Origin of the sequence: Actinotalea sp., from assembly GCF_035443605.1 — a bacterium.
Classification (GTDB): Bacteria; Actinomycetota; Actinomycetes; order Actinomycetales; family Cellulomonadaceae; genus Actinotalea.
The window spans coordinates 1-10,845 of sequence record NZ_DAORSQ010000013.1; the positions used below are offsets into that span (position 1 = coordinate 1).

A 10,845-nucleotide genomic window follows, 5' to 3' on the forward strand; every position below is an offset into this window, starting at 1 on the left:
CGGTCAGCGAGCGCTCGCCGCCCGACAGCAGCGACAGCCGCTTGACCTTCTTGCCGGCAGGGCGCGCCTCGACCTCGATGCCGGTGGTGAGCATGTCCCCGGGCTCGGTCAGGACGAGGCGGCCCTCGCCGCCGGGGAACAACCGGGCGAAGACGCGCTCGAACTGCACGGCCGTGTCGTGGTACGCCTCGGCGAAGACCTGCTCGACGCGCTCGTCGATCTCGCGGACGATCTGCAGCAGGTCGGAGCGCGAGCTCTTGAGGTCGGCCAGCTGCGTGGTGAGGAACGTGTGCCGCTCCTCGAGCGCGGCGAACTCCTCCAGGGCCAGCGGGTTGACCCGGCCGAGCAGCGCGAGCGCCCGCTCGGCCGCGCGCAGCCGCTTCTCCTGGTCGGCCCGCACGTAGGGCACGGACGTGGGCGTCTCGTCCGCCGACCCCGCGTCGGACGGCGCGGTGAGCACCGGCACGGGCTGGTGCGGGCCGAACTCGTCGAGCAGCACCTGCGGGTCCAGCCCCAGCTCCTCGACCGCGCGCGTCTGCAGCTGCTCGACGCGCAGCGCCTGCTGGGCGCGCGCGAGCTCGTCCTTGTGGGCCACGTCGGTGAGCTCCGCGAGCTCGCGCGCCCACCGGTCGACCTCGGTGCGCACCACGACGAGCTGGGCCTCGCGCTCGGTGCGGTCCCGCTCGACGGTGTCCCTGACGTCGCCGGCCGCGCGCAGCGACTCCTCGAGCACACCGAGCGCCCACCCGGCACCGGTGGCGACCGCCTGCGCCCGCGCGGCCTGCTCGGCGCGCTGACGGGCGCGCTCCGCCGCCCGCTGACGCGCCTCGCGCTCGGCGGTGGCGGCACGCTCGAGCGACTGGGCCCGGCCCGCCACCGCCCGGGCGCGCTCCTCGGAGGTCCGCAGGGTGAGCCGTGCCTCGGTCTCGCGCGCGCGGGCAGCCGCGGCCGCGGTGGCCGCGGTGTCGCGCGCAGCCCCGGCGGCCTCGATCTGGTCGTCGGACTCGGCCGGGTCCGCCTCGGCGTGGGCCAGCCGCTCGGCGAGGTCGGCGAGCTCGACCTGGTCGGCGGCGAGACGCTGGCCGGCGGCGTCCAGCGCCGCCTGAGCACGCTCGGCCTCGGCCCGGGCTGCGCGCGCGGCCGAGCCCAGGTGACCCAGCTGCTCCGCGACGGCCGCCAGCGCGGCGTCGGACTCGTGCAGGCGCTCCAGCGTGGCCTCGTGGCGGGCGGTCGCCGCGCGCTCGGTCTCGCCGGCGGCGGCCAGCGCGAACCTTGTCCGCTCGGTCGCCGCGGCGGCGTCGGCGACGCGCGCCCTGGCGTCGTCGAGCGCGGCCTGCAGCTCCAACGTGCTCGGCGCGCTGGCCGAGCCACCCGAGGCGCGGGCGGCCCCGAGCAGGTCCCCGCCCCGGGTCACGGCGGTGAGCCGCGGGTGGGCGGCGACGACGGCGCGCGCCTGGGCGAGGTCGTCGACGACGACGACGTCGGCCAGCAGGGCGTGCACGGCGTCCGCGACGGCCGGGGCGACGTGCACGAGGGTGACCGCCGCCACAGCGCCGTCCGGCACCGCGCCGGGAGCCGGCGGCGGCTCGGTGCCGCCGATGAGCAGCGTGGCACGCCCGGCGTCGTCGGTGCGCAGCCGGCGCAGCGCGTCCACCGCGGCACCGAGCGACTCCACCGCGACGGCGTCGGCCACCGCGCCGAGCGCAGCGGCGATGGCGTCCTCGTACCCGGGCTCGACCCCGACGAGCGCGGCGACGGAGCCCAGCGTGCCCGGCAGGTCGTCCGCTGCGAGCAGCGCGCCGGCGCCGTCCTTGCGGACCAGGCTCATCTCGAGCGCCTCGACGCGGGCCGTCCACGACGCGCGGTCGCGCTCGGCCGTCTGCTCGGCGGCACGCAGCGCCACGAGAGCGGCGGCGGCGTCCTCGAGCGCGGCCGTGGCGGCCTCGTGCTCGGCGTCGAGGTCCTCCTCGCCCTCCTCGGCCCCGACCACCTGGGACTCGAGCGCCGCGAACTCGACCGTGGCCCGCTGCCCGCGCCGCTCGGCCTCGGCGACGGTCTCGCGCAGCCGGCCGATCTCGGCCTCGGTCGCCTCGAGCCGGCTGCGGCGCGCCGCGACCTGCCCGGCCAGCCGGGCCAGCCCCTCGCGCCGGTCGGCGACGGCACGGTGCAGGGCTGCCAGGTGCCGCTCGGCGGTGTGCGCCTGCTCCTCGAGGCCGGCACGGTGGACGGTCGCGGCCTCGACGGCCACCCGGGCGAGCTCCACCTCGGCGCCGAGCTCCGCCTCCGCGGCGCGCGCCCGCTGGGCCTGGGCGTCGAGGTCGTCCGGGTCCCGGCCGGACCAGTCCTCGCCGCCAGCCGAGCCGAGCAGGCGCATGCGCTCCGCCGCGAGGGTCGCCACACCGCGCAGCCGCTCCCGCACGGAGGACAACCGGTACCAGACCTCGGAGGCCGCTGACTGCTCGGGGGCTGCCGCGGCGGCCTGCGCCTCGAGCGCGGCAAGGCGCGTCCGGGCGGCGCCGAGCGCGGACTCGACCTCGGCGCGCCGCTCGCGCAGCGCGGTCTCGTCGGCGATCTCCTGCTCGAGGGTCGCGGTCAGCTGGGCCAGGTCGTCCGCGAGCAGCCGGGCACGGGCGTCGCGCAGGTCGGCCTGGACGGTCTGCGCCTTGCGCGCCACCTCGGCCTGCCGGCCGAGCGGGCCGAGCTGGCGGCGGATCTCGGCGGTGAGATCGGCCAGGCGGGTGAGGTTGGCCTGCATCGCGTCGAGCTTGCGCAGCGCCTTCTCCTTGCGCCGGCGGTGCTTGAGCACGCCGGCCGCCTCCTCGATGAACCCGCGGCGGTCCTCGGGGGTGGCCCGCAGCACGGCGTCGAGCTGCCCCTGGCCCACGATGACGTGCATCTCACGGCCCATGCCGGTGTCCGAGAGCAGCTCCTGGATGTCCAGCAGCCGGCAGGTGGAACCGTTGATGGCGTACTCGGAGCCGCCGCTGCGGAACAGCGTCCGCGAGATCGTCACCTCGGAGTACTCGATCGGCAGCAGGCCGTCGGTGTTGTCGATGGTCAGGGCGACCTCGGCGCGGCCCAGCGGGGGCCGGCCAGCCGTCCCGGCGAAGATGACGTCCTCCATCGTGCCGCCGCGCAGCGACTTGGCACCCTGCTCGCCCATCACCCAGGCCAGGGCGTCGACGACGTTGGACTTGCCGGAGCCGTTGGGCCCCACGACGCACGTGATGCCCGGCTCGAAGCTCAGCGTCGTCGCCGAGGCGAACGACTTGAACCCGCGCAGGGTGAGCGTCTTGAGGTGCACGGAGCGAGCCTAGGGCCGACGTCGGCCGGTGGCGGCGGCCGTGCCCGCGCGCGTCGCGGCGGCCGTGCCTGCGCGCAGGGCGACGCCCGGTGCTGCGCTCACAGCGCCGGGAACCACAGGCCGATCTCGCGCGCTGCGGACCGCGGCGAGTCGGAGCCGTGCACGAGGTTCTCGGTGACCGGCGTGTCCCACGCCCTGGCCAGGTCGCCGCGGAGGGTCCCGGGCGCCGCCGTCGTCGGGTCCGTGGTGCCGGCAAGCGACCGGAAGCCCTCGATGACGCGCTCGCCCTCGACCACGGCCGCGAGCACCGGGCCGGAACCCATGAACTCCACGAGGGGACCGAAGAACGGCTTGCCCGCGTGCTCGTCGTAGTGCGCCTCGAGCAGCGCCTCGCCGGGCGTGCGCAGCTCGACGGCGACGAGCGTGTACCCCTTCGCCTCGATCCGGCGGAGCACCTCCCCGACCAGGCCCCGGCGGACGCCGTCGGGCTTGACGAGGACGAGGGTGCGCTCGACGGTGGGCTGCGACATGGCCGCGAGCCTAGCGGCTGGACTCAGGTGGTCGCCCCGGGCGCGGCGGCCGCGGCGACGGCCCGTGCCGCCCGCTCCCGGTCGATCCGACCACCGAGGCGCAGCGACGCGACCCAGAGCGCGACGAAGACCACCCCGACGACGACCATGACCGGCGCGGCGGCCGGCGGCAGCGCCAGACCGCCGAGCAGCACCGGCACCTGGAGCACCGAGCCGACCACCAGCCCGCCGGGACGCCCCTGGACGCCCGCCGCCAGGATCAACGAGAGCGCCAGCGCCCCACCCAGGCCCCACACCACGCCGGGCGGCGCGGCGCGCAGGCCGTACGCGACGAGCGTCGCGAAGAGGACGACGAAGGCCTCGAGCACGAGCATCGTCGCGGTGAACTGGCGGCGGGCCGAGCGCACGCGCCCACCGCCGGCCGGGGCGGGTGCCGCAGGGCGCGTCGGGGTGCTCACCGGGGCAGGTTACCCACGGTCCGGGTCGCTGGCCCGCCCGGCCGCAGCCCCGACCGTGTCGCCGTGCTCCGTCACGCCCGGGAGGTCGCCCCCGTCCCGCGCGGCTGACCCCGTCGCGCCGTGGGGTGCGTGCGGTGCGCTGTGGTGCGCGGGCGGGACCTCGGACACCGCCTCGCCGCGCGCGACCATCCCGGCGACGTCGGACAGCGTCACCTCCCGCAGGAAGAGCGTGAGCACGAAGCCGACCGCGACGAGCGGCACGAGGTACCAGAAGGCCGGCGCCAGGGCGTCGGCGAACGCGTCGACGACGCCGGTGCGCAGCGGCTCGGGCAGCGTGGCGACCACCGCGGGGGTGAGCGAGGCCGCGCCGTCCCCGCTGCCGCCGGGGGCGCCGGCGAAGAGCGGTTCGAGCCGCTCGGCGAGGCGCGAGGTGAAGATCGTGCTGAACAGGGCCACCCCGACCGCCGCGCCGATCTCGCGGAAGAAGTTGTTGGCGCTCGTCGCGGTACCCAGCTCGTGCGGGTCGACGGAGTTCTGCACCGCCAGCACGATGGTCTGCATCACCAGGCCGAGCCCGGCCCCGAGCACGAAGATCATGGTGCCGAAGAGCAGCATCGACACGTCCCCGGTGAGCTGGGTCAGCCACATGAGGCCGAGCGTGGCGATCGCCATGCCCGCGATGGGGAACGCGCGGTACCGACCCGTGCGCGTGATGACCACGCCCGAGGTGATCGCGGTGAGCATGACCCCGACCATCATCGGCAGCAGGAGGAAGCCGGACTCGGTCACCCCTGCGCCCGTGGCCATCTGCAGGAACGTGGGCAGGTAGGTCAGCGCCGCGAACATGCCCATGCCGATGACGAGGCTGACCGCCGTGGCGATGGCGAAGGTGGGGTTGCGGAACAGGTGCAGCGGCAGCAGCGGCTCCTCGGCGCGCTGCTCGACGAGCACGAAGGCGAGCGCGCTGACCACGGTGCCGACCACGAGCGCCAGCAGGCGCGGGTCCGTCCAGTCGTAGCCGCCCGCGCCGGAGAAGCTGGTCCAGCTCGTGGTGAGCACGAGACCGGAGGTGGCCATCACCATGAGGACGATGCCCGCGACGTCCAGGCGGTGGCCGGAGCGGTGCGTGGGCAGGCGCAGCGTGAACCAGGCGACGACGAAGGCGAGCACGCCGATCGGCACGTTGATCCAGAACGCCCACCGCCAGGTCAGCTCGTCGGTGAAGTAGCCGCCCAGCAGGGGGCCGATGACGGCCGAGATGCCGAACAGCGCGCCCATCGGGCCCATGTACTTGCCGCGGTCCCGCGCCGGGACGATGTCGGCGATGATCGCCTGCGACAGGATCATCAGGCCGCCGCCGCCGAGGCCCTGGACGGCCCGCCAGAACACCAGCTGGCCGAAGGTCTGGGCCATGGCCCCGCCGATCGACGCCAGCGTGAACAGGCCGATCGCCACGAGGAACGGCCAGCGCCGTCCCCACAGGTCGCCGAACTTGCCGTAGAGCGGCATGACGACGGCGATCGCGAGGATGTACGCCGTCATGAGCCAGCCCTGGTGCTCCACGCCGTCGAGCTCGCCCACGATCGTCGGCATCGCGGTGCCGAGGATCGACTGGTCGAGCGAGGACAGGAACATGCTCGCCATGAGCGCGCCGAAGATCACCCAGACCGTGCGCTGGGTGAGCACGACGAGCGGCCGGTCGGGGGCCGTCGTGGCGGTGGGGGGTGCGGAGGTCATGCGCGTCCTTCGGTCGGTGCGGGGCTCGGGGTGCGAGTGCTGGAGGCGGGGCGATGGTCGGCGGGCTCGTGGAGCACCGTGCGCAGCTCGGCGAGCACGGCGCCGACGGCGTCGGCGACCGCGCCGCGGCCGTCCTGGGCCTCCCAGTGCAGGTGGGCCGCCCGCGTCAACGACATGACCAGCGAGGTCAGCAGCTCGACGCGGGGTGCCGTCGTCGGCAGGGCGAGCCGTGCGGCCAGCAGCGCAGCGACCGCCGTGTGGTGCCGCTCGAACGAGGCCATGTGCCGCGCGAGGAGGCGCGGCTCGTGACGCGCGAGCTCGACGGCGCAGGCCATCCGCCCGCTGGAGAACGGTGCGCCAGCGACGAGCGCCGTGACGAGCCGCTCGAGGTCGGTGCCCAGGTCACCCGTGGGACCGCCCGCGGCGAACGCGCTCGCGGCTGCCTCGTCGACGACGTGCGGCACGACACCCAGGACGGCGTCGTCCTTGGAGGCGAAGTAGTTGAAGAACGTCCGGGTGGAGACGCCGGCCTCGGCGCAGATCTCCTCCACGGTGACGCCGTCGAGGCCTCGGGCCATGACGAGCCGATGGGCCGCGTCGACGAGCGCCTCGCGCCGGGCCAGCTTCTGACGCGCGCGCAGGCCCACCGGGGCGTCGGGCGTCGCGCGGGGTGCGCGCGGGTCGACGAGGTTTGCTTGCATGGCGTGCAAGTTTACATCACGTGCAGTTGTGCACCGGATGCAGGTCGTCAGGCCTCGCCGAAACCGCCCTCGACGACGCCCACGACGGTCTCGACCGCGGCGCGCGCACCCGGACCGCTCGCCGTCACCGTCAGCGCGTGGCCGCCCCGGGCGCTCAGCGACATGAGGGCGAGGATGCTGCCGCCGTCCACCCCGTCGACCAGCACCGGCACACCCGTGTCGACCACGGCCCGCGCCAGGAGCGCGGCGGGCCGGGCGTGCAGCCCCAGCGGGTTGCGCAGCGTCGTCGTCGCCGTCACGACGGGCCCCGCGACGACGGGCTGCGGCGCGGCCTGCGTCGCCGGGGACCCCGCCGCAGCTCCCCCCGCCGCGACGGCTGCCGCCTCGACACCGTCGAGGTCACCGCCCTGCTGGGCGCGCACCGATGCCGCGACGGCACCCTCGACGATCGGGGCCGCCGGCACGCGGACCAGTGCCGCGTCCGCCTCGTCGAGCATCTCCAGCACGAGGTCCGTGGTGAGCAGCGCGGACCCGAGGTCGGTGAGGACCACCACCCCGCCGCCGTCCCGGTCGCAGGCCGCCAGTGCCTCCTCGACCGCCGTCATGACACGGTCGACGCTCGTCCCGATGCCCTCCGGCGTCCCGCCGGCCGGGAGGAGCGTGACGTCGGGTGCCATCTGGCGCGCGATGTCCGCGGTGCCCGACGCGACGTCGGCCGAGTGGGACACCAGGACGAGGGCGACCCGCGCGCTCACGCCGGCAGACCGAGCGACGCGTCAGCAGCGGTGTCGGCCGCGGCACGCACGATGAGCGCAGACGACGCCGCGCCCGGGTCCCGGTGACCCGCGCTCCGCTCGCCGAGGTAGGACGCGCGCCCCTTGGTCGCCACCATGGGATCGGTCGCGACGGCCCCGGCCTCGGCCGCCACGGCGGCGGCCTCGAGCACGTCGGCCGGGTCGGCACCCGCCGACGCCGCCGCCTGGGCAGCGACCGCGGCCGGCGTCCACGCGTCGACCATCGTCTTCTCCCCCGTGGTCGCCTTGCCGCGCGCCACGATGCCCTCGAGGCCGGCCTCGAGCAGGGCGACGACGGCACCGGGGTCGAGCTCCGCGGTCCCGGTCACCTTCGCCGCGCGCAGGTACGCCGTGCCGTAGAGCGGGCCGGCCGCGCCACCCACCGTGGACATCAGCGTGGTGGCGACGAGCTTGAGGACGTCACCCACGGTCGGCGGGTCCTCCTCGAGAGCGTCGAGCTTGACGACGACGGCGGTGAACCCGCGATACATGTTCTCGCCGTGGTCCCCGTCACCGATCTGCCGGTCGAGCTCGATGAGCTCGGAGCGGTGCTCGGTGACGACCGTCGCCGTCCGCCGGACCCACCGCAGTGCCCACGCCACGTCCAGTGCCATGCTGCTCCTTCGTCGGGGGAACGGGCCGCGCCCCGATGGGCACGTCACCCTGGCTGCAGCCTGCCACGCCCCCTGGGCGGGCGTGGCAGGCTCCCGCTACCCGGTCGGCGCTCAGCGCGCCACCGGGTCCGCGCGGCTCACCAGCGCAGGGCCGCCGTGTGCACCGGCGCGTCCCACAGGGCGGTCATCTCGTCGTCGAGCCGGAGCACGGTCACCGAGCAGCCCTGCATCTCGAGCGAGGTGACGTAGTTGCCGACCAGCGACCGGGCGACGGTCGCGCCGCGCGCCTCGACGAGCCTGCGGGCCGCGCGGTAGACGACGTACAGCTCGGACAGCGGCGTGCCGCCCATCCCGTTGACGAGCAGGAGGACCTGCTCGCCGCCGGCGATGCCGAGGTCGTCGAGCACGGGCGTGGTGAGCATCGCGGTGATCTCGTCCGCCGGGGCCATCGGGATGCGGTGCCGGCCGGGCTCGCCGTGGATGCCGATGCCGATCTCGATCTCCTCGTCGGTGAGGTCGAAGCTCGGGACACCGGCGTGCGGCACGGTGCAGGCCTCGAGGGCCACGCCCATGGTCCGGACGTTGGCGATGACGCGCTCGGCGATGGCCGCGACGCCCGCGAGGTCGTCGCCGCGCTCTGCCGCGGCACCGGCGATCTTCTCGACCGCGACGGTCCCGGCCACGCCGCGGCGGCCGGCCGTGTAGAGCGAGTCCTGGACGGCGACGTCGTCGTTGACGATCACCGTGCGGACCTCGATCCCGTCCGCCTCGGCGAGCTCCGCCGCCGTCTCGAAGTTCAGCACGTCGCCGGTGTAGTTCTTGACGATGTGGAGCACGCCGCGGCCGCCGTTGGCCGCGACCGTCGCCGGGGCGATCGCGTCCGGCGTGGGCGACGTGAACATCGCGCCCGGCACGGCGGCGTCGAGCATGCCGAGGCCGACGAACCCGGCGTGCAGGGGCTCGTGCCCGCTGCCGCCACCGCTGACCAGGCCGACCTTGCCCGCGACGGGTGCGCCGTTGCGCACCACGAACATCGGGTCGGTGTGCACGGTGACGAGGTCGGCATGCACCAGGCCGAACCCCTCGACCGACTCGTCGGTGACACGTGCCGGGTCGTTGATGAGCTTCTTCACGCTGGACTCCCCTTCGCCTGCCGACCTGCGCCACGTCGTTGCGGCGCACCGGTCGGTCACCTCGTTGTGGCCCCGCCCCCGGTCGCCAGCATTGGTCGGCGGCGGCGGGCGGTCAAGGGGAAGTCGTTCATGGAGGCTGCACGTATGTGCAGACCCTCCGCGTCAGTGCCGACCGAAGAGCGTCCTGGCCTCCGCCGCCATCGTCACCGAGCCGGTGACGAGCACCCCGGCGCCCGTCGGCGAACCCTCGGCCGCCCCCTCCGACAGCTCGACGGCCAGGGCGATCGCCTCGTCGAGCCGCTCGACGGCATGCACGCGGTCCTCGCCGAAGACCTCGGTGGCGATGAGCGCGAGGTCGTCGACGTCGTGCGCGCGCGGGGACGTCGAGCGGGTGACCACCACCTCGTCGAGCAGCGGCTCGAGGCCGGCGAGGATCTGCTCGGCGTCCTTGTCCTCGAGGATCCCCACCACGCCGACGAGCCGCTCGAAGCTGAACGCGTCGCGGACGCCCGCCACGAGGGCCTCGACGCCGTGGGGGTTGTGCGCGGCGTCGACGAGCACCGTCGGGGAGGACCGCACCACCTCGAGCCGGCCCGGGGAGTGCATGTCGGCGAAGGCCGCCTCGACGAGCTCACCGGACAGCGCGCCGCCATCGCGCAGCACGGCCTCTGCCGCCGCGAGCGCCAGCAGGGAGTTGCTCGCCTGGTGCGCACCGTGCAGCGGCAGGAACACCTCGGTGTACAGCCCGCCGGTGGTGGACAGGTCGAGCAGCTGGCCGCCGACGGCCACCCGCCGCCCGGCGACCTGCAGGTCCACCCCCTCGCGCAGCACCCGCACGCCGTGCTCGGCAGCGGCAGCCAGCACGACGCCGTCGACCTCCTCGCGCTGCGCCGCCATGACGAGCGTGGCGCCGTCGGTGAGGATGCCGGCCTTCTCCCCCGCGATGTCGACGAGGTCGTGGCCGAGCCAGCGCTCATGGTCGTAGGAGATCGGTGTGATGACCGCGACCTCGGCGTCGACGACGTTCGTCGCGTCCCACGTGCCGCCGAGCCCGACCTCGATGACCGCGACGTCGACCGGGGCGTCGGCGAAGGCTGCGAAGGCCATCACCGTGAGCACCTCGAAGAAGCTGAGCCGCGGCCCGCCCGCCGCGAGCGAGCGCGTGTCCACCATGTGCACGTAGGGCGCGACGTCCTGCCAGAGCTCGACGAAGCGCTCGGCGCTGACGGGCTCGCCGTCGATCGCGATGCGCTCGGTGACGCTCGTCAGGTGCGGGCTGGTGAAGCGGCCCGTGCGCAGCCCGTGCTCGCGCAGCAGCCGCTCGATCATCCGCGACGTGGACGTCTTGCCGTTGGTGCCCGTGACGTGCACCACGCGGTAGGCACGCTCGGGATGCCCGAGCAGGTCGCACACCTCGCGGACCCGGTCGAGCGTGGGCTCGAAGTCGTGCTCCGGGGAGCGGTCGAGGATCCCCTGGTAGACCTCGCGCAGCACCTCGTCGCCGCTCACGGGGTCGCCTCGCCGCCGGCATCGGGCACAGCGCCGCCGGCATCGGGCACCGCGAGCCGGACGTC

9 protein-coding genes are annotated in these 10,845 nt (G+C 75.1%); all 9 read right to left on the bottom strand.

Features of this window, described 5'->3' with window-relative positions:
- The coding region (smc, locus tag PKY62_RS02780; RefSeq protein ID WP_324534628.1) for a chromosome segregation protein SMC at window positions 1-3,304 on the bottom strand (3,304 nt) is incomplete at its 3' end.
- 98 nt (window positions 3,305-3,402) lie between these two features.
- The gene (ndk, locus tag PKY62_RS02785; RefSeq protein ID WP_324534630.1) at window positions 3,403-3,834 is read right to left on the bottom strand and encodes a nucleoside-diphosphate kinase; all 432 of its coding nucleotides are present in this window, start codon (window positions 3,832-3,834) and stop codon (window positions 3,403-3,405) included.
- A 23-nt stretch (window positions 3,835-3,857) separates the two neighbouring features.
- Entirely contained in the window at window positions 3,858-4,292 is a 435-nt protein-coding gene (locus PKY62_RS02790; RefSeq protein WP_324534632.1) for a DUF4233 domain-containing protein, read from the bottom strand.
- Between the two features lie 9 nt (window positions 4,293-4,301).
- Window positions 4,302-6,029 (bottom strand): MDR family MFS transporter, encoded by a 1,728-nt coding sequence (locus PKY62_RS02795; protein WP_324534634.1) that lies wholly within the window; start codon window positions 6,027-6,029, stop codon window positions 4,302-4,304.
- Window positions 6,026-6,730, bottom strand: coding sequence for a TetR/AcrR family transcriptional regulator (locus PKY62_RS02800; protein ID WP_324534636.1), 705 nt, complete (start codon window positions 6,728-6,730; stop codon window positions 6,026-6,028). The genes PKY62_RS02795 and PKY62_RS02800 overlap by 4 nt, the downstream gene beginning before the upstream one ends.
- Window positions 6,731-6,777: 47 nt before the next feature.
- Window positions 6,778-7,485: a dihydroxyacetone kinase phosphoryl donor subunit DhaM gene (gene dhaM, locus PKY62_RS02805; protein ID WP_324534638.1), complete on the bottom strand. Its 708-nt coding sequence runs from the start codon at window positions 7,483-7,485 to the stop codon at window positions 6,778-6,780.
- Window positions 7,482-8,138, bottom strand: coding sequence for a dihydroxyacetone kinase subunit DhaL (gene dhaL, locus PKY62_RS02810; protein ID WP_324534639.1), 657 nt, complete (start codon window positions 8,136-8,138; stop codon window positions 7,482-7,484). Before dhaL ends, dhaM begins: the two co-directional genes overlap by 4 nt.
- A 137-nt stretch (window positions 8,139-8,275) precedes the next feature.
- Window positions 8,276-9,271 (bottom strand): dihydroxyacetone kinase subunit DhaK, encoded by a 996-nt coding sequence (dhaK, locus tag PKY62_RS02815; RefSeq protein ID WP_324534641.1) that lies wholly within the window; start codon window positions 9,269-9,271, stop codon window positions 8,276-8,278.
- Between the two features lie 162 nt (window positions 9,272-9,433).
- A complete protein-coding gene (locus tag PKY62_RS02820; protein WP_324534643.1) occupies window positions 9,434-10,780 on the bottom strand; it encodes a bifunctional folylpolyglutamate synthase/dihydrofolate synthase in 1,347 nt (448 codons plus the stop codon).
- Window positions 10,781-10,845 lie beyond the last annotated feature (65 nt).

Bases quoted from the DNA above. Each gene is read 5' to 3' on its own strand.
- PKY62_RS02795 (WP_324534634.1), bottom strand. From the start codon at position 6,029: ATGACCTCCGCACCCCCCACCGCCACGACGGCCCCCGACCGGCCGCTC.
- PKY62_RS02800 (WP_324534636.1), bottom strand. From the start codon at position 6,730: ATGCAAGCAAACCTCGTCGACCCGCGCGCACCCCGCGCGACGCCCGAC.
- ndk (WP_324534630.1), bottom strand. From the start codon at position 3,834: ATGTCGCAGCCCACCGTCGAGCGCACCCTCGTCCTCGTCAAGCCCGAC.
- dhaL (WP_324534639.1), bottom strand. From the start codon at position 8,138: ATGGCACTGGACGTGGCGTGGGCACTGCGGTGGGTCCGGCGGACGGCG.